This is a genomic window from Staphylococcus sp. Ze2, assembly GCF_048568365.1.
Taxonomy (GTDB): domain Bacteria; phylum Bacillota; class Bacilli; order Staphylococcales; family Staphylococcaceae; genus Staphylococcus; species Staphylococcus xylosus.
Genome location: NZ_CP183486.1, coordinates 2,447,638 through 2,471,155 on the forward strand (window position 1 = coordinate 2,447,638; position 23,518 = coordinate 2,471,155).

The window sequence follows — 23,518 nt, forward strand, 5'->3', positions numbered from 1 at the left end:
AATGATATACCTCTAATCCTTTCATAATTGCGAATTATTCATGATGTTAACCATTGGTTATGATAATCATTATCAGTGGTTATAATAAAATTTTACCATTTTTAAACGTAAATTCAATAGCAATCAGTGATTTAAATAAAAGTATTTAATTGTATACTATATACAAAAAATATTCAGTTTACTATCTATCAATTATTTCTTGCTGAAATATTAATGTATCTTTTTCATTGATTTCTTCCTGAAATATTTGTCTCTAACTACTAATATCATATAAAAATAAGCCTTCTAAAAGTTTAACTTTTAGAAGGCTTATTGATTATATAATTAACATTAATACACTAAAACTAATCTTATATTTATAAATTTGGTTTAATCTTCGAAAATAAAGTCTTCGTCTTTTAACGCTTCAACGTTTAAAGCTAATGTATAACCATCACCTTTTACAGAGAAGAAGTCATGGTTTTTAGTAGTAGTGTCTAAAGCATTTTCTATAATTGGATTAAATTCACGTTCTTCGAAATATGGATCGAATCCTAAATTAGACAACGCTTTGTTACCATTATACCTAACATAATTAAGTACATCTTCAGATAAACCAATATCATCATAAAGTGAATGTGTATAAGCAACTTCATTTCTATATAAATCTTCTAATAATTTATACATTTCTTGATCTGCTTGTTGTTTCTCACTTTCTGAAAGTTCATTACGTAAACTTTGTGCATCCATACCAGTAAACACACCATGAATAGATTCATCTAATAATATCTTACGGATGATTTCTCCAGATGTAGTCATTCTACCTTGTCCTGCAAGATATAATGGGTAATAGAAACCAGAATAGAATAAAAATGTTTCTAAGAATACGCTTGATACGCGCGCCATATATTGATCAAAAAACGAAGCTTCTTTGCCCCATAATTTATGATAATTATTAACTATTTTATCTGATTTATATTTCAAATGTGGTTCTTCAATAACCCATTTGTCTAATAAATAGTTTGTTTCACTAGAAGGTAGTAATGTTGTAAAAATATGCGAATAACTTTTAGCGTGGATTTGTTCCATCATAGCCATAAATGAATAAACGGCTTTCTTACGCAAATCTGTCGTGTGTAACATGATCAGTGGCATACCATCGTCTGCTTGATGAGTATCTAAACCTGTTAATCCTGCTAAAGCTTTTTTGAATGTTTCTTTTTCGGGTTCAGATAATGTTTTCCAGCTTGCAATATCTTTAGATACCTTAAATTCTGTTTCTACCCACATTTGAGAAATGTTTTGTCGCCAAAACATATTGGTCATGTCTTCTTGTGTATTCCAATTGACTGCTTTCATTTAGATAATGTCCCCTATCTAGTAAAAATTTAATTAAAGCAGTGATTTACAGCCTAATCTGATTCTTAGATTAGACTGCTTTTATATAATCACTTAACTCGACTCTTATTGCTTATTTATATTGAACAACTTGTACATTCTTCAACACTCAATAATTTATTTCTAGTGTAGTATAAAGATTTTAATCCTTTATGATGTGCATATACATAAAGTCTAGATAATTCACGTGTAGAAATTTCGGAATTTACATATAAAATTGTAGAAATACCTTGATCCACGTGAGTTTGAATAGTTGAGATTAAATCTATTAATTTCATTTGATCTGTATTAAATGCAGATTTATAGTACCACATTGTCTCTGGTGATAAGAATGGCATTGGATAGAATGTTTCTGCATTACCGTAAGTACGGCGCTCAATTTGGTCAACGATTGGCATAACTGAACTAGTTGCATTTTGTACATATGAAATACTTTGCGTTGGTGCAATAGCTAAACGATATGCATGGAATAAACCATGTGCTTCTACTTCTTTTTGTAAAGCTTTCCAATCTTCAGCTGTTGGAACTTCAAAACCTTCAAATAATTTACGAACTTTTTCATATTTTGCTTCAAAATTTTGAGTTGTATAGAATTCGAAGTACTTGCCGTTTGCGTAATCAGATTTTTCGAAGTCTTTGTATACTTCTTGTCTTTCTTTAGCAATTTCCATTGAACGTTCAATAGAATAATAGTTCATCATCATGAAGAAAATATTAGCGAAATCTTTCGCTTCTTCAGATTCATAACCAATTTTATTTTTAGCTAAGTAGCCATGTAGATTCATTACACCTAATCCTACTGAATGTAACTCTCTATTAGCTTTTCTAACGCCAGGTGCATTTTGAATATCCGCTTCATCACTAACAACCGTTAAAGCGTCCATACCTGTGTGTACTGAGTCTTTGAATTTACCTGATTCCATTACATTAACAATATTTAATGAACCTAGATTACATGAGATGTCACGTTTAATTTCATCTTCAGTGCCATAATCATTGATAATAGAAGTCTCTTGTAATTGGAAGATTTCAGTACATAAGTTGCTCATTTTAATTTGTCCGATATCAGAGTTAGCATGCACTTTGTTTGCATTATCTTTAAACATTAAATATGGGTAACCTGATTGTAATTGTGTTTGTGCAATCATATTTAACATTTCACGTGCATCTTTTTTCTTTTTATCAACATTCGGGTTAGCAACAAGTTCATCGTAATATTCATCTAAGTTAATATCATCTAAAGTAACACCGTATTCTTTATAAACTGTATGCGGTGCAAACATATGGAAATCTTTGCCTTCTTTTGCAAGATCGAAGAACTTAGATGGCACAATTAACCCTGTTGAAATTGTAGACAAACGTAAATCTTCATCAGCGTTTACTTTTTTCGTATCTAAAAACTCTTCAACATCGTAGTGGAAAATATTTAAATAAACCGCGCCCGCACCAGGACGTTGTCCAAGTTGATCTGCATAGCTAAAGCCGCCTTCAAGTGATTTTGCAACTGGAAGTACACCTTTGGCAACGCCTTTTATACCTTTAATCGCTTCACCACGCGCGCGTAATTTAGATAAATTAATAGCAACACCGCCACCAATTTTACTTAATTGCTTAGCTGTTGAATCAATGAAATTAATTGAATTCAAACTGTCATCTGTTTCAAGCAAGAAACAAGATACGAGCTCACCACGACGAGCACGACCGGCATTTAAGAATGTAGGTGTTGCTGGTTGGTAACGTTGTTCAACCATTGCTGAAATAAATTGTTTAGCTGTCGCTTTATGTCCATTTGCTAGATATAATGCAACGATTGCTACGTGTTGCTTATAGTCTTCTAAATACTGACTTTTATCATTTGTTTTTAAAGCATAATCTTTGAAAAACTTACTTGCAGACATGTAACTCGCAAATTCAAATGGAATGCTTTTAGCGTAATCTGTTATTTCTACTAAATCTTCTTCTGAGTATTTTGCAAATAAGTCAAAATAGAAATCATTATCAACGAGATAGCGAAGGCGTTCGATTTCAGTATCAAAGTATATCGTCTTATCTTCTATTTCCTCTAAATAAACTGCCAATGCTTCTTGATCCTTTTCTAAATTGAAAAAGCCATTATCTTTACGTTTAGTAACCTCGTTATTTAACTCAATATGATTGTATTTCTTCTCGTCCATAATCTTCATTGAAATGCCCCACCTTATCTTTAAATTCGCTAATATCATTTTGTGTTCCTTGTACTTCAAATTTCATTAATAAAGGAACTTGATATTTTTCTGAGATAGACCGTCCAGCTTTCGCAAAGTTTTGACCCCAATTGCGATTTCCGCTTGCTGCAACGCCTTTTAATAAATTTTTATTTACATCTAAAAATGACTGAACTGGTTGTGGTACTTCGCCAAATCCTATCGTTCCAGTGACCAATATGAATGGTTCTTCGATTTTCTCAGAACAATTACTTTGTGTAATTTCCATCACATTCGTAAGCTCAGTTTTTTTGATAAATCTGCGCACATTGCCGGAAAATGAAAAATAGACAACCTTCATTGGACCACCTTCTTTCTTATATTTAACTCATATTTTATTAATGAAAAATCACAAGTAAAAAAATTGAACTATTACAATTCTCACTTAATAAATAAATACTCGTATTAACTTTTGGAGTAAACCACTATATATAGTAAACTTGTTATCTATATATTGGTATGTAAAAAATCATTAATTAAGTATTTATGCTTGATTTGTCATTATTAAACGCTCTCAATAGTGTTATTTTACTTAAAATTTGGTTTATTATAAATAAAGTGACAACGTGTATAAAACACAATATATTGTGTTTCGTCCCGACTATCAATACTATATTATGTGTTTCATTATACATAATTCAGAACCTTATTTAAAGACCTTTGTTTTTGACAAAATCTTGAAAATCAGAGATAAATGGCACCAATTCAACTTTAAACTGATGTTTTTGATTACAAAAAAATTTTTTTCTAAATTTAAGGTTTTTTCATTTGCTTTTTTTGAAAAGCATGTAACGCTTGATTTACCGTGGTTTAGGCATTAACGCCCATCCTGTTGTTTACAACATAAATTACACAAGCTATAAATTTCATTTAGATAAGTTATAGGTTACAGTATAAAAACAAGAACGTTTGTTCTCTTTTTTTATAATCATAATATAGTTACTTCATACTTTCAAGGATATATACATATTCTAGAAAAATATGCTAATATAAATACGTTAAAAACTAACAATTGAGGCGATACATGTGAATCCTAAAGTTAAGGGTATCATTGCCATACTTATTTCAGCAGTTGGTTTTAGCTTTATGTCTGTTTTCTTCAGACTAGCTGGTGACTTACCAGTATTCCAAAAGTCACTTGCTCGAAATTTAGTAGCAATGTTTATACCAATGTATTTTATTTTCAAATATAAACAACCTCTATTTGGTAAACTCAGCAGTCAGCCCCTGTTGATTTCACGTTCAACATTAGGTTTGATTGGTGTTTTGCTAAATATTTATGCAATAGATCATATGATTCTAAGTGATGCTGATACTTTAATGAAGTTAAACCCATTTTGGACTATCTTACTTAGTTTAATATTTTTAAATGAAAAGGTTCGTAATTATCAATTTATAGCTATGATTGTAGCGATAGCAGGAATGTTATTTGTAGTGAAACCAGAGTTTTCTTCATCTATGTTTCCAGCTATAGCCGGTTTATTATCTGGCATATTTGCAGCAAGTGCTTATACTTGTGTCAGAGCACTTAGTACACGCGAAGCACCCTATACAATTGTGTTTTACTTTTCATTCTTTTCCATTATAGTTCTAATACCATTTACTATATTTACATTTGAGCCAATGACAATGACTCAGGTATGGTATTTAATCGGTGCTGGTTTATCAGCTGCCGCAGGTCAAATTGGTATTACGCTTGCTTATAGCTACGCACCTGCTAAAGATATTTCCATCTTTACTTACGCATCTATTATCTTTACCGCGTTATTTGGCTTTATCTTATTTGGGGAATCGCCCGACTTTTATGCAGTGCTTGGCTATATGATTATCATTGCATCTAGTTACTATATGTTTGAAAAGGCTAGAAGACAACCTACTACTGTTCAAAAAGCAGAACAAAAACCATAAATTTAAAGGAGTTTTTTAATTATGAGCGAAGGACGTAACACAGAAGATTTACAAGATATTACTCTACTTGGCAATCAAAATAATAAATATGAATTTGATTATGACCCAGCTGTCTTAGAATCCTTTGACAACAAACACCCAGGACGTGACTACTTTGTAAAATTCAACTGTCCAGAATTCACATCACTTTGTCCAATTACAGGTCAACCTGATTTTGCGACAATTTATATTTCTTATATACCAAATGTAAAAATGGTTGAGTCAAAATCATTAAAACTATACTTATTTAGTTTTAGAAATCATGGTGATTTCCATGAAGATTGTATGAATATCATTATGAATGATTTAATCGAATTGATGGACCCTCACTATATTGAAGTTTGGGGCAAATTCACGCCTCGTGGCGGTATTTCAATCGATCCTTATACAAATTATGGTCGCCCAGATTCTAAATATGAAAAAATGGCAGAACATCGTTTAATGAATCACGATTTATATCCTGAAAAAATAGATAACCGTTAGTATCCTATTTCCATAAACTATCAAAGAAGATTGCCTAATTTACATCTTTGATAGTTTATTTTTTATACTTTTTTATCATTAATTAACTGATTATTCATTAAATTTTGTACTTTTCATATATACGCTTGTTATTTTTTTGAAAACGGTATAAAATAAATCCAACCGTTTAAGGGGAGGGAATTTATGAAAAAGATTGATTACACACACGAAGAAATAATGAAAAGTATTCCAAATAAAGGTTTCTTCGGACATCCAAAAGGACTAAGCACACTTTTCTTCACTGAATTTTGGGAGAGATTCAGTTACTATGGTATGAAAGCCATTTTGATTTTTTATCTATACTATAGCGTAGCTGAAGGTGGTTTCGGATTAAGCCAAGCCGTCGCGATGCAAATCGTTGCAATATACGGTACCTTAATCTACATGTCGGGCGTGATTGGCGGTTGGATTGCTGATAGGATTACTGGTACTCAAAATGCCGTCTTCTATGGTGGTATCCTCATCATGATTGGTCATTTATTGCTATCATTACCAAATAATTTAACATTAGTCATGGTTGCATTAGCTGTCATCATTGCAGGTACGGGTTTGTTAAAACCAAACATCTCAACTACAGTTGGTGAATTATATGACCGTAATGATGTGCGCCGAGACTCTGCATTCACATTATTTTATATGGGAATTAACTTAGGTAGTTTACTTGCACCGTTATTAACTGGTTTCTTACAAACTAGAATTAGTTTCCACGCAGGTTTCTTAGCTGCTGCAATCGGTATGTTCTGTGGTTTAGTTGTCTATGCGATTAAACGTAAGAAAAACTTAGGTTTTGCTGGACGTAACGTCCCAAATCCATTAACAAGACCAGAAATTAAGAAATTCGGTTTTATATCTGGTGGTTTCATCTTATTATTCTTAGTTTATTTATTAGTTTTACATTTATTCAATGCACTGACGCTTGAAAACTTCAGTTTCTTAATTACTATTTTAGGTATCGTATTACCTATTTACATCTTTATTAACATGATTGTAAGTAAAGATGTAACTAAAGATGAGCGTTCGCGTGTATATAGTTACGTACCACTGTACATAACATCTGTAGCTTTTTGGATGATTCAAGAACAAGGATCAACAATTTTAGCAACATTTGCAGATAAAAAAACACAATTAGAAATGTCAGTCCTTACCAATGGATTATTCGACTTTACAATTCCAGCAGCTTGGGCACAATCATTAAATCCAATATTCATTGTTATTCTAGCACCGGTATTTGCAACGTTGTGGATGAAATTAGGCAAACACAACCCGCCTACTGTATATAAATTTGCATTTGGTGCAATTATTGCCGGTCTATCATATTTAGTAATGATTATTCCGTTAGCTACTGGTAATGAGTTAATTAACCCATTATGGCTTGTACTAAGTTTCTTATTGATAACAATTGGTGAACTTTGTATCTCACCTGTTGGTTTATCAACAACTACAAAATTAGCACCAATTACATTCACAGCACGTATGATGAGCTTATGGATGCTTAGTAACGCAACTGCACAAGGACTGAACGCACAACTCGTTGTTGTCTATACTAAGATGGATCAAAGTGATTACTTTATGTATTCAGGTCTTCTTGCAGTAGTCATTGGTGTATTATTATTACTCATTTCACCAAAAGTTAAACGCGCAATGAAAGGTGTTTATTAATTAAATTTATTGAACAGATGTTTAGGAGAAATAACTTTATATTTATGGTTTAACTACGCTCCTTTCGTCTATACTATACATGATTAGAAGCCCGAGACATTTATGTCTCGGGCTTTTTTGTCTTATCATTAGTTCTGACTACCTTTAAAAGTAGTTGATTTTAAATATGCCTGCCTTATATCTCTATCCACTAACACATTGCTAATCCATACACATATGCACTTTACAGACTTCATCTCTCCCCCTTTTATCATGAACATACTATTCTCAACTAAAATCCAGCACAAGAATTTCCATTTTATACATTCTGTAAAAAAAATATTTACATCTACCGAAATATAAATGCAATGCTATATTAACTATATTTTATCGGAACATTCAGAATATTCTTATTTTGAGAATATTATTGCAATTAAATTTAATTAAGCGTAAAATCTTTTTTATACATTTTTATTGGGAGCAAGGAAGGACGGGAATGTTTTATGCAAGATAAGTATACATCACAAGATCCAACAGTCGAATCAATTCCTCAAAAAGGTTTTTTTGGTCATCCTAAAGGCCTTGGTGTTTTATTCTTCGTAGAATTTTGGGAAAGATTTAGCTACTATGGTATGCGTGCATTATTAATTTTCTATATGTATTTCGCTATCAAAGACGGTGGCCTTGGTATGGATAAAAGCACTGCACAATCAGTTATGGCTGTGTATGGTGCTCTAATTTATATGACTTCAGTACTTGGAGGTTGGATTTCAGATAGAGTTACCGGCACACGTAAAGCCACATTTTATGGTGGCGTATTAATTATTATTGGCCACATTTTCTTAAGTTTACCATTAGATGTTATCGGTTTATTTATCTCAATGTTTTTCATTATAATTGGTTCAGGTTTAATGAAACCAAGTATTTCAAATATTGTTGGTAGACTATATCCAGAAAATGACACGCGTATTGACGCCGGTTTTGTTATTTTCTATATGTCAGTAAACTTAGGTGGATTACTTTCACCATTAATCTTAAATCAATTTGTTGATAGTGGAAATTTCCATGCAGGCTTCTTAATCGCAGCCTTTGGTATGGCACTTGGTTTAATTTGGTACATGATTTTCAATAAGAAAAACATTGGCGATGTTGGTACAAAACCTACCAATCCATTAAATCAGCAAGAAAAGAAAAAATATGGTTTAATATTTGCGGTTGTAACACTAATCATTGCCGCTGTGTTAATCATTACTGGTTTAACAGGTACACTTTCATTTAACATCGTAAGTACAACTGTATTAGTACTTGGTATAGCATTACCTATTATTTACTTTACAATAATGATACGCAGCAAAGAAGTAACAGACGATGAACGTTCACGTGTTATTGCATTTATACCATTATTTGTTTTAGGTGTTTTATTCTGGTCTATTCAAGAACAAGGGGCAAATGTACTCAACTTATTCGCCTTTGAAAGCAGTGATATGAAATTAAATATTTTTGGATGGAAGACAGACTTTGGTCCAACAATGTTCCAATCTATTAATCCACTGTTTATCGTATTACTAGCTCCAGTTGTTTCAATCATATGGGCAAAAATGGCTCGACGCCAACCAAGTATAGCGACAAAATTTGTTTTAGGTGCATTGTTAGCTGGTGCTTCGTATATCATGATCGGTTTAATAGGACACTCCTCAGATGGTTCAATGTTAAGTGTTAACTGGGTTATCCTTTCATATATCATCTGTGTAATTGGTGAGCTATGCTTATCACCAACAGGTAATAGTGCTGCTGTTAAATTAGCACCAAAAGCGTTTAACACACAAATGATGAGTTTATGGTTATTAACAAATGCATGTGCACAAGCGATTAATGGTACACTTGTTCATTTAATCGAACCACTAGGCTATAAAAACTATTTCTTATTCTTAGGTGTTATCGCAATTGTCGTAAGTCTTATTGTCCTTGCTTTTGTACCCAAAATTGTCAGAGGCATGAGAGGCATTAAATAATTTAAATTAAGATACAAACAAACCAAACGCTTAAACAAGTGTTTGGTTTGTTTTTTATTATTTTTAAATTTTTCTTTTTAATATACACTTATCTATAGGCGCAAAAATTTAGAATAGCTCTCATTTCTAACCATCACTCGTCATGAACACTAAAACATCATTTTATATGTACATAAAAATCACACAATTTGCTAACTCACTACTAGCTCATAACTATAATAAAAATTGGTATTTGCTTACTAAATGATTAAAGGCTATAATTTAGTCCCTAAACGTTATGTATTTATTTTGTTAAAAAATCGGGTAAATAATAAAATAGAACGCAAAATCAAAAGAAAAATGGTGAATAGATTGACTAAAACAAAATACAAACACGGTGTGTTATTTTATCATGAACACTCAGGTATAAAAGATATTTATAGAGCCTTGGGGGATGTAGCCTCTTCATTAACAACATTTTGTAAACATTTATCTATCCAACTAAGCGAGAATGAAGGTGATATTATCACTTTCTGTAAAGAAATAAAAAATCAAAGCTATAGCGATGATGTTGATATTATTTTCATTCTTGGTGGAGATGGCACAGTAAATGAACTTATTAACGGACTGATGCAAAGCGAATTAGATATTCCTATTGGTATTATTCCTGGCGGTACGTTTAATGATTTCGTAAAGACATTAAATCTTAATCCACGCCATAAAGTAGCAAGCCAGCAACTTATCAATTCAGAGTTACAAGCTTATGATGTAATGAAGATAAATGATCAATACGCACTTAACTTTGCAGGATTAGGTCTTATAGTGCAAAATGCAGAAAATGTGCAAAATGGGAATAAAGACGTTTTCGGGAAACTGAGCTATGTCGGTTCTACTGTTAAGACATTACTCAATCCAGAGCACTTTGATTACAAAATGACCGCAGATGGAAAAGAAATCAATGGCAATACCGCAATGATTGTTGTAGCAAACGGTCCATTTATAGGGGGAAGTCGTATTCCTTTAACAGACCTCTCACCTAGTGACGGTTATTTAAATATATTCGTTTTTGAAGAACATAGTTCAAGTGTAATAACTGATATATTTAAACAACGTGATAGTATGAATTGGAATAACATGACGGACGGTATTAAACACATCCTAGCTAAAGAAATAACTATTGAAACTGACCCACAAATGAAAGTAGACATAGATGGAGAAATTGCCTTAAATACACCACTCAACATTGAGATTGTGCCTAGCGCAATTAATATACTAACTCTACCGGACTCAAATATAGATACACAACAAACAGAAGAAGAGTAGCAAAAACACTGATTTACAACCTAATAACGTAAAAAATAAGATTTTATTAGTGGCTATAATACCAATAATAAAATCTTATTTTTAATGCTTGCATAATGTTTAAAATTTATAAATAAAAGCAGCAAAAAGGCAATAAACCCACCCACTTCACTGCTAACAAATATTCAAATCTTGTATTCACTATCTCCTAAAAAATACTGCTCTACATCTTTCCAATTATTAACACGTGCAAATCTATCATCATTAATATTATGTGTTGCTGTGTACATAATTGGTGTTCCAGTAAAGATACTTAACTGTCGTGGATTATCGTCAATTAAATAATCTGCGTTAACAATATCTTTTCGACCACAAAATACAAAATGTTGAGGATCAAGAAACGGGAAATACTCTCTCAACCAATTATATTTATCATGAAACGACGTCGGTACATCCATTGCAGCAGTGGCAATAAATACATCATAATGTTCAGTTAACTTCTTCACAACTTCTTGTGCATCAGCCATAACTTCTAATTTTTTAAAAAATCCAGGTTCACGTAAAATTTCAGTCAGTAAGCCATCATGTTCAGGCATCGCATGTCTTAATTTAATACCATCTAACATATCTATAGAAATACCTAAGTCTGTGCGTTTATTTACATCTTCAATTAATGCACCCACTGTATCAGCAAGTACTTCATCCATATCAATCGCTATTGATTTTCTAGTCATGTACTACTCTACTCCCTTTTTCTTACTTTATATTCTTTAATTTGTAACGTAATATATACATAACAAATCTATCCCGATACACCTCAATTATAGCAAAACACGTTCAACTAAACCAAAATTGAACATAGCATTAATATTATCATCTTCAAGTATTTTACTAGACCGATAGGATAGCCATATAATAAACACCATACTAATATTAATCAAATGCTAAATTTTGTATCGTTGAACGTTCATTAAGAATTATTTTTAGAAGTTAAACGCTTTAAGTACTTCTATCATTTTTTCATTTTGCTCTGGGAACCCAATTGTAATACGCACACCTCTAGGAAACTCTCTTGTAATACATCCTACATTTAACAATGCTTCATACAATTCGTGTGGCTTATCTGTTCTCACATAAATAAAATTCGTTTGACTAGGATAAAACGCATCACTTTGAGATAATTCAAAGAATTTTGCTCTCTCTTGAGCGTTGCGATCACGTATAGAAGCTAAATAAGCCTGGTCCTCTAATGCAGCTAAGGCAGCGTATTCTGATAGACGGCCAACATTAAATGGCGGACGTATAATGTTGTACTTATCAATAGCCTCTTTAGCGGCTACAACGTATCCAATACGCATACCTGCCAAGCCATATGCTTTAGAAAATGTACGCAATAAAAAGGCATTGGCAAATTGTTGTTGTAATGCTAATGTATCTGGGAAATCAGCAGCAGTAACAAATTCAACATATGCTTCATCAATAATAACTGGGATATCACTCGGTACACGTTCTAAAAAACGCTGTAATTCATCATGTGAAAAATAAGTTCCCGTTGGATTGTTTGGATTACATAACCAAACCAACTTAGTATCTTTATCAATTTCCGCTAAAATACCTTCTAAATCAAAATGACCCTCTTGAAGCGGCACTTGTGTTACGTTTGCAGATTCTACAATTGCATTATGATAATATTGTCCAAATGTCATTTCACTTGTCACAATTTTATCTCCAGCTGTCAGTACTGCACGTGATATCATTAAGATAACTTCATCTAAACCAGCACCGAATAATATACGTGATGCATCTACATTTAAATGTTTGCTTATTGCTTCTTTTAATAATGGAGAACCCGTTTCAGGGTAAAATTGTAGCTCATCTAAATGTGCTTGAATGGCCTCATTAACTTTTGGTGTTGGACCATATAAATTCTCATTAGAAGCTAATTTATATAACTCACCTTCAATTCCGTATTGTTCTTTTAATGCTCGAGGTGATAGTCCTGGTTCGTAAGCTGATAATTGTTCAATTTGTTTCTTCATAGTTGCTTCGGTCCTCCTTGAATTTACAGAAATTTCAAAACTTAGTAACTATTATAAACCTTATAACAGACTAAAATCAATGTATCAATATAGACACCATTATTTATAAAGATAAAAAAATGAGACCAGCTAACTTAGTATTATGTTTCATACCAAGTTAACAGTCTCATATTATTTTATTAAGATTTATTTATCGATTAAATTATGTTTCTCTAGATAATTTTTTGCAACATTATAAGGGTCTTTCTTTTTCACTGTTACATCATAATTCATAGCCTGCATATCTTCGTCTGAAATTTTCCCAGCTAAGCGGTTTAGTGGTTTTTTAATTTCAGAATGTTCTTTCAGGTAAGATGTTTTAAACATTGGAGCTCCTTGATAAGGCGGGAACACATGCTTATCATCTTCTAAAACAATCATATCATATTGTTTTAATTCGGCATCCGTTGAATAAGCATCAATCAGGTTAATATCTCCATTCTCGATTGCTTGATAACGTAATTTTGGTTCCATTGTTTTTACATCACCTACATCTAGATCGTAGGCTTTTTTAACAGCTGGATATCCATCATCGCGATCATTAAACTCCAATGTAAAGCCTGGTTTAATCTCGTCACTTACTTTATTCAAATCGCCAATTGTTTTGATGTTATGTTTTTCAGCAAAATCTTTTTTTACTGCTAATGCATACGTATTATTGTATTTCATAGGTTTCAACATCGTCATATCATATTTATCTTCTAAACTAGACTTCGCTTGATTGTATACTTTTGCTTCCTGCTTAGATTTTAAATCTTCTTTAGTTAATTCACCTAATACAGTTCCAGTGAATTCTAAATAACCATCAATATCATCAGATTTTAGCGCGTTAAAAAGGAATGAAGTTTTCCCCATACCATCTTTAACTTCTACTGTATTATCGGTTTCTTCCTCGATTAATATTTTATACATATTAGTTATTACAGATGGCTCTGAACCTAATTTTCCAGCTAAAACAATCTTATCTCCTTTTTGGGCTAACAACGGTGCAATAATTATTAGCAATAAAATAATAACAATCGCTCCAAGTGACACCAAAAGTTTTTTATATGAAAGTTTTTGCATAAAACGTAACACTAAATCGAATAAAATAGCTAATAATGCCGCTGGTATGGCACCAATTAAAATAAGTGATGAATCATTTCTATCAATTCCCAGTAATATTAAATCACCTAAGCCGCCAGCACCGATTAACGCAGCTAACGTTGCTGTACCAATAATTAATACCATTGCCGTACGAACACCCGCCATAATGACTGGCATAGCAATCGGTAATTCTACTTTAATCAATCTTCTACCTGGTTTCATACCAATACCTTTTGCCGCTTCTACTAATGAGGCATCTACTTCCTTAATACCAGTATATGTATTTCTTAAAATTGGTAATAGCGCATATACAACTAATGCTATAACCGCCGGAACTTTCCCTATACCGAATAGCGGTATCATTAACCCTAACAATGCTAATGAAGGTATCGTTTGAAGTATCGCCGCGATATTCATAACAATTTCGGAAAGTTTACGTGTTTTTGTTAAAAATATACCTAACGGCACACCGATTATTGCTGCAATCAAAAGTGCTATAAAAGATAATTGTATATGTTCAAATATCGTTGTTATTAATTGTCCTCTACGCTCTAAAAGTGTATTAATGAAGGTATTCATTCATCATGACCTCCTTTATGCTCTGACAAAATTTGAAAAATGTCTTTTCGTCTTAACACTCGCTGTGTGGAGGTAGCTGAATCATTTATAATAACCGCTTCATTGTTTATCAAATCTGTATATACGTCTTTAACATATAAATTACTGTCAATGATTGGATAACCTTCTTTTGTTTCTCCTTCTTGTATAGATAGTTGATTTGTTACTTCGGAAAGTTTCAACTCATTAACTGATCGGTTTAATTTGTCACCCATAAATTGTTTAACAAAGTCATTTTTGGGATTTGTGACAAAGCCTTCTGGTGTATCTATTTGTTCGACATGGCCTTTATTCAACAAACATATACGGTCGCCCATCTTCATAGCTTCTTGAATATCATGAGTTACAAATATAATTGTTTTTTTGATTTTTTGTTGTAATTCAATTAAATCATCTTGTAATTTTTCACGGCTAATTGGGTCCAAAGCACTATATGGTTCGTCCATTAAAATAACTGGTGGATCAGCTGCCAGAGCACGAATAACGCCTACACGTTGCTGTTGTCCACCGGAAAGTTCATCTGGTTTACGATCTTTATATACTTCAGGTTCTAATCCTACCATATCCATTAGTTCATCAATACGTTGATCTATATCGACATCTTTCCACTTCTTCATTTGCGGTACTTGCGCAATATTTTCCTTAATTGTCATATGCGGAAATAATGCAATTTGTTGTAAAACATAGCCAATATCCCAACGCATTTCATATATTGGATAATCACTTATCGGTTTATCTTTAAAATAAATATAACCTTCAGAAAGAGAAATTAATCGATTTATCATTTTTAGCGTAGTTGTCTTGCCGCAACCAGACGGCCCGATTAAAACAAAGAATTCTCCTTCATCAATATTAAAACTAATATCATCAACAGCTACTTTATCACCGTAACGTTTAACTACATTTTTAAATTCTATCACTTTGTCACCTTCATTATCGTATATTCATTTAACAAAAATTTGCATTTTCAATTAAATGGTATATTCCCTATTTTTATTGATTTTATGTATAATTCAATTAATTTATCCATAGCATTTAACTTACAAGTCATCGTTATAATCTTTAAAAAAAACGAAGTTAATTCGAAATAAAATTATATCTATGTCTTAAGAGTTTGCATAGTATATTAATTATTGTCAAATTAACTTCGCTTAATAACTTTAGTTTATTTATTTTTCACTTATGATAATCAATAGGGGTACAACTATCAATTTCTATTAGAAGATGGCTACAACCTTGAACTCTCAACAATCTCAACTTAGAAAAGCGTTTTGTTAAGCCTATTTTTAGTGCAAGGATCATCGCGATTATCTTAATAGCATATAAGTGACTCATTCTATCGCAATTATTTGTGCACATTAGCTGTTTGAATCTGCTAGATTTTAGATTTATATGATTGAATTTTTTCTAAAAACATCGGGCAATAATGTTTTAATTTATAACTACCTACACCTTCAATTAAAATCATTTCTTGTTTTGTTTCTGGTTTTCTTTTAGCAAATTCTTCTAATGTAAAATCTGAAAAAATACTAACTGGTGGAATACTCAAGCTCTCACTTAATTCTTTGCGGACGCTAATCAATTCATCAAATAGTGCACGGTCCACACCTTCTACCGTATTTATATTTACTTTTTCTCTAGTTTTTCGTTTGAATGGAGTTGTAAATATTTCAACTTGCTCGCCGAGCAAATTCTTAACAGATTGATCACACGTTAAAATCTCATCGTGTTCATTTAAAAACCCTTTAAATCTCAATTCATCTATCAAATGGCTAAGTTCTGAAGTTGTATAATTTTTCATAATTCCATGTGTTGAGAGTTCGTTATAATCACAATAACGAATATAATCAGAATCTTCGCCTCTTAACACCTGTATAATGACACTATAACTCTCTTTTTGCTTCATACGAGCTATACAACTTACAATCATTTTCGCTTCGTTCGTCATATTATAAGTCTTATTTTCAATGACACAATTACTACATTGTTCACATTCTTCAAGTTTTTCGTTTGGTTCAAAATAATGAACTAAAGTGGCCTCTAAACATTTTTTCGTTTTAGTGTAGAGAATCATTTTTGTTAATTTTTCACCCATTTTATCTTTATAGTCATCATCAGCTTTTGAAGATGAAATAAAATATTGATGTAATCCAATATCTCGTTCACTAAATAATAAGATACAATCACTGTTCAAGCCATCACGACCGGCACGCCCTGCTTCTTGATAATACGATTCTAAATCGCCAGGCATATTATAATGTATAACAAATCTCACATTGGATTTATCTATACCCATACCAAAAGCATTAGTCGCAACAACAATACGTACTCGATCATACACAAAATCATTTTGCGCTGCTTCACGTTCTTTGTTTGTTAGTCCAGCGTGATAAATCGTGCTGTTGATATCATTATTCTGTAAAGCTTCATGTAATTCTTCAACTTGTTTACGTGTAGAGCAGTAGATAATGCCCGCTGCCTTTTTATGTTGCTTCACATATTCCATAACAAATTTTTGTCGTTGATATGTAGGATTGACTTGAAACACGAGATTTCGTCTTTTTGTACTCGTTTTTATCTCATCATTTTTTCCTATATTCAAACGTTCCATTATGTCTTTTTGAACTTCAATAGTTGCTGTTGCAGTTAGTGCAACGATCGTAAAGTCTTGTGGCAATGCAAATACCTTATGGATTACATCTTGATAACTTGGTCTAAAATCATGTCCCCATTTAGAAATACAGTGCGCTTCATCAAAAGCAACTAAATGAATTGATAATTGTTGTAATAAGCTAATAAAATAAGCGTTATCAAAACGTTCTGGTGCAACATATAAGAATTGAATTTCACCTTTTCTTAATTGTGTTTCAATTTCTTTTTGTTGTTTTTGAGTTAAACTACTATTTAAATATGCTGCACGAATACCCATTGCCTTTAATTGATCAACTTGGTCTTTCATCAATGAGATTAATGGGCTGATTACAATTGTTGTGCCACCCAACATTAATCCTGGTACTTGATAACAAATTGATTTTCCCCCGCCGGTAGGTAAAACGCCGAGCACATTTTGATGATCTAATACTTTTGATATGATTTCTTTTTGACCAGGACGGTATGTGTCATAGCCAAAATAATGCGATAAAGTTGACTCCATGTTATAAAATCCCTCATTGTTCTTTTTGTTCTTCAAGTTCGCTCCATCTTGCAATATCTTCTTCATACAACGCATTTAATCTTCGTTGTTCTTCGCTTAGTTCTTTAATCTTGGCATAATCAGAGGTTGCCTCAATCATTTCTTTTTCTATAGTTTCTAATCGTTCTTCAGTTGTATCAATACGCTCGACAATCATTTCATACTCTTGTTTTTCTTTAAAAGATAAACCTTTTTTCTTTTTCTTGTCAGGTTGTTGTTTGACTTTAGACTGTTGACTCTTTTGCTCTTTTAACTGATGTTGTTCCTTTTTGTAAGCTTCATAATCTTCAAAAGTACCGATGATGCGCTCCATTTGTCCATCATGAATATACCAATACTCTTGTGCTACTTTATTTAAGAAATATCTATCGTGACTAACTGTGATAACGGCGCCACCAAACGTTTCAATATAATCTTCAAGAATTGTAAGTGTTTCTGTATCTAAATCATTTGTTGGCTCATCTAGAAGAAGTACATTCGGTTGGTGTACCAATAAGCTTAAAAGGTATAATCTTTTCTGTTCTCCACCTGATAATTTATAAATCTTTTTACCATGTGTTGAACTTGGAAATAAGAACCTTTCGAGTAATTGAGTGATTGATACTGACGTGCCATCTTTTTCTTTAGCAACTTCACTTTCTTCCCTCAAATAATCTATCATTCTTATATCACGATCTAGTCGTTCCTCAGTTTGTTTAAAATAAGCGACTTTTACCGTTTGTCCAATTTTAAGGTCACCTTCAAAATCTTTATCTTCACCGTTTAAGATATTCAGTAACGTTGTTTTACCTGCACCATTTGGACCAACAATACCAATTTGTTGACCACTTTGGATAATTTGCGTTACATCTTTAAATAATGTTTTTTGATGAATGCGTTTCGTTAAGCCTTCTAATTCGAAGACTTGTTTCCCTAATCTAGAATAAGCAAGGTTTAAAGAGGCTTTATCTTGTTGGTGTTGATTTTTCACATCTTGTTCTAGGTCGTTGAATCTATTTTTACGAGCTTGCTGCTTAGTCGTACGTGCCTTAACGCCAGCACGCATCCATTCAAGTTCCTTCTTGTATAAGGATTGCTGTTTCGCTTGTTGTTTTTGTTCTATAATTTCGTTTTCTGCGCGTTGAGCTATATAATCTTCGTAATTTCCTACATAGGTTGTAAGCTTACCTCTATCTAATTCAATAATGCGCGAGGATACTTCATTTAGGAAATAACGATCGTGTGTGATAAATAATACTGTATGCGGATATTGTTTCACATAGTTGATTAACCAATTGATTGATTCAAAATCTAAATGGTTTGTTGGTTCGTCTAATAGTAATAAATCAGGTTGTTCAATAAGTGTTTTAGCTAAACCAACGCGTTTCTGTTGGCCTCCTGAAAGTTCACTCACTTCTTTGTTTGTATCATAAATACCTAATTTAGAAAGAATCGTTTTAATTTCAGCACTATAATCCCATGCTTGGTAATTATCCATTGCTTCTTGTGCTTGCATCATTTTCTGAAAATCTTCATTACTTTGGGTCGCTGTATATCGCGCCAAAGCATTTTCATACGTTCTTATAACTTTAATTGTTTCAGTTTCTGAAGTTAATACTGCTTCAAACACCGTCATATTTTGATCAAAGTCATGTTTTTGAGAAGAATATCGGATGCGATAAGCATTGGGATGTGATACTTCTGCCTCAAAGTCTTCATCCAATCCAGCTATTACCTTCAATAATGTACTTTTACCTGTACCATTTATACCTACAAGTCCTATTTTTTCACCTTCAGAGATTGACAACTGCAAATTATCAAAAATGGTTTTATCGGCATATGATTTATGTAAATGTTCAATTTTGTATGCTTCCATTGCCCAACATCCTTTTTAATATCGAAAATTATAATTATTTCTGTTAAACTTAATTTCAGTTCTACATATTATACACCTTTTTTAACTCAAATGATACAAAGGAGCAATGCTTATGTCGGAATTTTTCCAAAACTTGCCTCCTTATATCCAAGCATTAATAGCAGGTATTATTACATGGCTACTTACTGCATTAGGAGCTGCAGCTGTTTTTATTTTCAAAAGAGTAAACGATAAGATTTTAAATTCAATGCAAGGTTTCGCTGCGGGTATAATGATTGCAGCTAGCTTTTGGTCACTCTTGCAACCAGCTATTAATTATGGCGAAGGTACATCATTACCGTGGCTACCGGCTGCTATCGGTTTTCTATTGGGCGGAGTATTTATTCGTGCACTAGATTTAGTTATCCCACACATACACCCAAACACCCAAGACACAAACCAATATCAAGAAGGTGTAGGCACAAAAAAACTCAATAAGAATACGTTACTCGTTTTAGCTATAACGCTACACAATATACCCGAAGGTTTATCTATTGGTGTGGCATTTGGTGGTATCGTAGCTGGCAATGGGCAGGCTACATTTTTAGGTGCCCTTGGTTTAGCTATAGGGATTGGTATCCAAAACATTCCAGAAGGTGCAGCCTTGTCTATGCCAATAAGAGCAGCTGGTGCTTCTAGATGGAAAGCCTTTAACTATGGGCAAGCGTCTGCTATTGTCGAGCCTATATTTGCTACAATTGGTGCAGCAGCCGTACTGGTCGTTACACCTATGCTACCGTATGCCTTGGCATTTGCTGCAGGCGCGATGATATTTGTAGTTGTTGAAGAACTTATTCCTGATTCTCAAGCTAGTAATAATACTGACCTTGCAACAATGAGCCTCATGTTAGGGTTCACTATCATGATGATTTTAGACGTTGCGCTTGGATAAGGGCAAACAAAACGATGGATGTTGACATATTTTAAAAATTAAACATTACGCAAAGCAACTTGGTTCAGTAGTCCGGGATATACATTAATGTCCTGGACTTTTCTTATTCATAGTCATACTTGGATTAAATGGACATTTTAATCAATTTACAAGTCACAGTCAATTCCTCTTTTTTTATAATTATATTAAAAACCCCTCTAGATTTTTAGTATAAAAAAATACCGACGACTCTATATTAGAATCGTCGGTATTTTTATTTATTTTTTCTCTTGTCCTTTTGGACCTGTTTTGTATTCATAATCTGAAGGCTTAATTTTATCGAAATCAGGATTATCATAGAATCTCAATAAATCACCGTTGAGAACATCATCACTCATTTGTAAATCTTTCTCAGATTGTTGTTTACGCTTATCAAAGTCTTTAGGTTTTTCTGTCATAGGTTCATTATTCTTATTATCATAAATTCTACCGTTAACATATTTATAATCTTTCGTTACAAAGTCACCATTTCTGAATGGTACTGTATCATTGTGATCTTTAGATAATAAATCTGTACCCATCATTAAATAGTTCTTCGTATCGATACCCATTAAGTGTAATAATGTAGGCATTACATCAGCTTGCCCAGCATAAGTTTTATCTACAGTACCTTCCTTACCAGGAATCTTCAACCAGAAACCTGTACGGTTTAAGTCATTGAATTTAGCAGGTGTAATTTCTTCACCTAATAATTTTTCCATTGCTTTATTATGGTTTTCAGAAATACCATAGTGGTCACCATAAATCATTATTACTGAATCGTCATATAAACCTTTTTTCTTCAATTCATTGACAAACTCTTCTAATGATTCATCGAGGTATCTTGCTGTTTGTACATAACCATCTACTGTAGAATCGCCTGTGTTCGGTTTGTCGATTGATGCATCTTCTGGTTGCACAGTGAATGGATAGTGGTTAGTTAACGTAATTAAATGACTATAGAATGGTTCTTTTTCTTTTGCTAAATAATCTGCTGATTCTTTAAAGAACTCTTTATCTTTAAGACCTAAGTTTTCAAGATTCTCTTCAGACATGTCGTAATAAGTTGCATCGTAGAATTTATCTACGCCAAAGTGTTTGTAAACTTGATCACGGTTCCAGAAAGTTTTGTAGTCACCATGCATAACACTAGATGTATAACCTTGCTGTTGATCTAGTATAGCTGGCAGTGATTGGTATGTGTTATCACCTTTCAATGAATAAGCTGAACCTTGTGGTAAACCAAACAAGCTGTTATCCATAGTAAACTCTGAATCCGATGTTTTACCTTGTCCTGTCTGATGATAGAAGTTTGGATAATATCTGTATCCTTCATTACCAGACGAGAGTTTATTTAAGAATGGTGTAACTTCTTCACCATTTACTTTTTTATTTATTAAGAAAGTTTGGAAACTTTCTAAATGAATTTTAATAACATTTTTCTTTTTAGCAGCACCGAAATATTCCTTATTTGGCTCAGTTTGCTTTTGCTTCGTATAATTCAATACTTTAGTTAAATCATCTTCATTAGCCAACGCTTTTTGTTGGTTATTTTGAATTGTTTTAACACCATCATATACAGTGAAATTATACGGACCTAAATATTTAACTAAATATTTATGGTCAAATGTACGTGTTAATAATTCTGGGCGATCTGATTCAGCAAATGCCAAGTTTAAGAAGAATAAGGCAACTGAAGCAGCCATTACTACTGGTACAAACTTTTTGCTGAATACACGTTTATCAAACCATTTTTGTTTAAAAATTAAAATAAACAGATAAACAAAAGTATCTATAAAGTAAACGAAGTCATACCATTTGAATGAAGCTGTTACCGCGCCACCCATTGATTCAACATTTCCAACCTGGTTTAATGTACTAAATGTTAAAAAGTCAGAAAAGAATCTAAAGTATACAACGTTTGCGTATAATAAGAAAGTTAATATAAAGCCACCAATAAAGATGAACCAAAAAGCTTTCTTACCCTTGAAAAACAAGAAAATACTCAATACTAATGCAATTAAACTGTAAGGATTCATTAACAAGATTAAGTTTTGAACTAATCCTTTAACGCCTAAAGAAAAATCAACATAATATGAAAAATATGTTTTTAAGGTGACTGTTAGCACCGTTAAAATAAAAAACCCAAAAAGAGTTAATTTCTTTTTGTGTATACTCATGTTCTTATCCCCCGATATAAATTAATATAGGCTAGAACGCTTACCTAACCTTATAAAAAGTGTCAAAGTTACTATCTTAAACGCTTATTAGCGATGTTAGTATCTCTAATAAACGAAAGTCGTTATTGGCTTGGGTAAATTGTTTTTAGAATTATGCTTTAGTGCCATCTTTAATCAATAATTTAAAGTACACTGTTACAAGCATTCATATGTTTCAGTTTTTAAGTTTTAATTGGTGTCTATATTATAAATCATTGATATTTGTTTATAATCTTTCCAATCCATATTATTCATAATTATAGGTTGAAATTAGCTTTACATTTTTTATAGTTTTGTAATATGTTCGTAATAAAACGCACATAGTTCAATTAATAAATATAAAGCAATTATAGCTAAATATCAAGTAAAAAGACACTTTTTTATGTAATTAGGCATTCAACAAAACCTTTATTAACGCCTTGTTAAACGGTTATTAACTTACTATTAAGTATTTATATGTTTTTTAATTATACCTTTATTGGATAGTATATTAATCGGAC

The 23,518-nt window shown here is 32.3% G+C and carries 16 protein-coding genes; 6 read left to right on the plus strand and 10 right to left on the minus strand.

The window, feature by feature from the left end:
* Positions 1-369 precede the first annotated feature (369 nt).
* From nrdF to nrdI, 3 genes are all read right to left on the minus strand, one after another.
* Positions 370-1,338 carry a class 1b ribonucleoside-diphosphate reductase subunit beta gene (gene nrdF / locus ACM591_RS11570; RefSeq protein ID WP_029377694.1) on the minus strand — a complete coding sequence of 323 codons (969 nt, stop codon included), beginning with the start codon at positions 1,336-1,338 and terminating at the stop codon, positions 370-372.
* Positions 1,339-1,454: 116 nt separating this feature from the next.
* A complete protein-coding gene (nrdE, locus tag ACM591_RS11575) occupies positions 1,455-3,560 on the minus strand; it encodes a class 1b ribonucleoside-diphosphate reductase subunit alpha (protein WP_029377695.1) in 2,106 nt (701 codons plus the stop codon).
* Positions 3,523-3,921: a class Ib ribonucleoside-diphosphate reductase assembly flavoprotein NrdI gene (gene nrdI / locus ACM591_RS11580; protein WP_017722526.1), complete on the minus strand. Its 399-nt coding sequence runs from the start codon at positions 3,919-3,921 to the stop codon at positions 3,523-3,525. Before nrdI ends, nrdE begins: the two co-directional genes overlap by 38 nt.
* A 725-nt stretch (positions 3,922-4,646) precedes the next feature.
* On the opposite strand from nrdI, the gene ACM591_RS11585 reads away from it, so the two are divergent.
* From ACM591_RS11585 to ACM591_RS11605, 5 genes are all read left to right on the plus strand, one after another.
* Positions 4,647-5,528, plus strand: coding sequence for a DMT family transporter (locus tag ACM591_RS11585; RefSeq protein WP_029377696.1), 882 nt, complete (start codon positions 4,647-4,649; stop codon positions 5,526-5,528).
* A gap of 21 nt (positions 5,529-5,549) precedes the next feature.
* On the plus strand, positions 5,550-6,050 hold the full coding sequence (queF, locus tag ACM591_RS11590) for a preQ(1) synthase (protein ID WP_029377697.1): 501 nt from the start codon (positions 5,550-5,552) through the stop codon (positions 6,048-6,050).
* A gap of 183 nt (positions 6,051-6,233) precedes the next feature.
* A complete protein-coding gene (locus tag ACM591_RS11595) occupies positions 6,234-7,748 on the plus strand; it encodes a peptide MFS transporter (RefSeq protein WP_029377698.1) in 1,515 nt (504 codons plus the stop codon).
* 482 nt (positions 7,749-8,230) lie between these two features.
* Positions 8,231-9,739, plus strand: coding sequence for a peptide MFS transporter (locus ACM591_RS11600; RefSeq protein WP_029377699.1), 1,509 nt, complete (start codon positions 8,231-8,233; stop codon positions 9,737-9,739).
* Between the two features lie 339 nt (positions 9,740-10,078).
* Positions 10,079-11,041 (plus strand): diacylglycerol kinase family protein, encoded by a 963-nt coding sequence (locus ACM591_RS11605; RefSeq protein ID WP_326026145.1) that lies wholly within the window; start codon positions 10,079-10,081, stop codon positions 11,039-11,041.
* A 164-nt stretch (positions 11,042-11,205) separates the two neighbouring features.
* Here the strand turns inward: ACM591_RS11605 and ACM591_RS11610 are convergent, their stop codons facing one another.
* The 6 genes from ACM591_RS11610 to ACM591_RS11635 form a co-directional block, all read right to left on the minus strand.
* Positions 11,206-11,754 carry a 5' nucleotidase, NT5C type gene (locus tag ACM591_RS11610; protein ID WP_017722532.1) on the minus strand — a complete coding sequence of 183 codons (549 nt, stop codon included), beginning with the start codon at positions 11,752-11,754 and terminating at the stop codon, positions 11,206-11,208.
* Positions 11,755-12,003: 249 nt separating this feature from the next.
* Entirely contained in the window at positions 12,004-13,059 is a 1,056-nt protein-coding gene (hisC, locus tag ACM591_RS11615) for a histidinol-phosphate transaminase (protein WP_029377701.1), read from the minus strand.
* Between the two features lie 186 nt (positions 13,060-13,245).
* A complete protein-coding gene (locus ACM591_RS11620; protein ID WP_029377702.1) occupies positions 13,246-14,763 on the minus strand; it encodes an ABC transporter permease/substrate-binding protein in 1,518 nt (505 codons plus the stop codon).
* Complete coding sequence (locus ACM591_RS11625) at positions 14,760-15,722, minus strand: ABC transporter ATP-binding protein (RefSeq protein WP_418354387.1); 963 nt, start codon at positions 15,720-15,722, stop codon at positions 14,760-14,762. The genes ACM591_RS11620 and ACM591_RS11625 overlap by 4 nt, the downstream gene beginning before the upstream one ends.
* Positions 15,723-16,177: 455 nt before the next feature.
* Positions 16,178-17,956 carry a DNA helicase RecQ gene (gene recQ / locus ACM591_RS11630; RefSeq protein ID WP_029377704.1) on the minus strand — a complete coding sequence of 593 codons (1,779 nt, stop codon included), beginning with the start codon at positions 17,954-17,956 and terminating at the stop codon, positions 16,178-16,180.
* Positions 17,957-17,969: 13 nt separating this feature from the next.
* A complete protein-coding gene (locus ACM591_RS11635; protein ID WP_058625500.1) occupies positions 17,970-19,850 on the minus strand; it encodes an ABC-F family ATP-binding cassette domain-containing protein in 1,881 nt (626 codons plus the stop codon).
* Positions 19,851-19,962: 112 nt separating this feature from the next.
* Between ACM591_RS11635 and ACM591_RS11640 the strand changes: the two genes are divergently transcribed.
* Entirely contained in the window at positions 19,963-20,781 is an 819-nt protein-coding gene (locus ACM591_RS11640; protein ID WP_017722538.1) for a ZIP family metal transporter, read from the plus strand.
* Positions 20,782-21,038: 257 nt separating this feature from the next.
* Here ACM591_RS11640 and ltaS read toward each other — a convergent pair whose 3' ends face one another.
* Positions 21,039-22,979 carry a polyglycerol-phosphate lipoteichoic acid synthase LtaS gene (ltaS, locus tag ACM591_RS11645; RefSeq protein ID WP_029377706.1) on the minus strand — a complete coding sequence of 647 codons (1,941 nt, stop codon included), beginning with the start codon at positions 22,977-22,979 and terminating at the stop codon, positions 21,039-21,041.
* Positions 22,980-23,518: the final 539 nt, after the last annotated feature.

Coding starts and splice junctions, on each gene's coding strand:
- ACM591_RS11610 (WP_017722532.1), bottom strand. CDS start 11,754: ATGACTAGAAAATCAATAGCGATTGATATGGATGAAGTACTTGCTGAT.
- ACM591_RS11620 (WP_029377702.1), bottom strand. CDS start 14,763: ATGAATACCTTCATTAATACACTTTTAGAGCGTAGAGGACAATTAATA.
- recQ (WP_029377704.1), bottom strand. CDS start 17,956: ATGGAGTCAACTTTATCGCATTATTTTGGCTATGACACATACCGTCCT.
- ACM591_RS11635 (WP_058625500.1), bottom strand. CDS start 19,850: ATGGAAGCATACAAAATTGAACATTTACATAAATCATATGCCGATAAA.
- ACM591_RS11640 (WP_017722538.1), top strand. CDS start 19,963: ATGTCGGAATTTTTCCAAAACTTGCCTCCTTATATCCAAGCATTAATA.
- queF (WP_029377697.1), top strand. CDS start 5,550: ATGAGCGAAGGACGTAACACAGAAGATTTACAAGATATTACTCTACTT.
- ACM591_RS11600 (WP_029377699.1), top strand. CDS start 8,231: ATGCAAGATAAGTATACATCACAAGATCCAACAGTCGAATCAATTCCT.
- hisC (WP_029377701.1), bottom strand. CDS start 13,059: ATGAAGAAACAAATTGAACAATTATCAGCTTACGAACCAGGACTATCA.
- nrdE (WP_029377695.1), bottom strand. CDS start 3,560: ATGAAGATTATGGACGAGAAGAAATACAATCATATTGAGTTAAATAAC.
- ACM591_RS11605 (WP_326026145.1), top strand. CDS start 10,079: ATGGTGAATAGATTGACTAAAACAAAATACAAACACGGTGTGTTATTT.
- ACM591_RS11595 (WP_029377698.1), top strand. CDS start 6,234: ATGAAAAAGATTGATTACACACACGAAGAAATAATGAAAAGTATTCCA.
- nrdF (WP_029377694.1), bottom strand. CDS start 1,338: ATGAAAGCAGTCAATTGGAATACACAAGAAGACATGACCAATATGTTT.
- nrdI (WP_017722526.1), bottom strand. CDS start 3,921: ATGAAGGTTGTCTATTTTTCATTTTCCGGCAATGTGCGCAGATTTATC.
- ltaS (WP_029377706.1), bottom strand. CDS start 22,979: ATGAGTATACACAAAAAGAAATTAACTCTTTTTGGGTTTTTTATTTTA.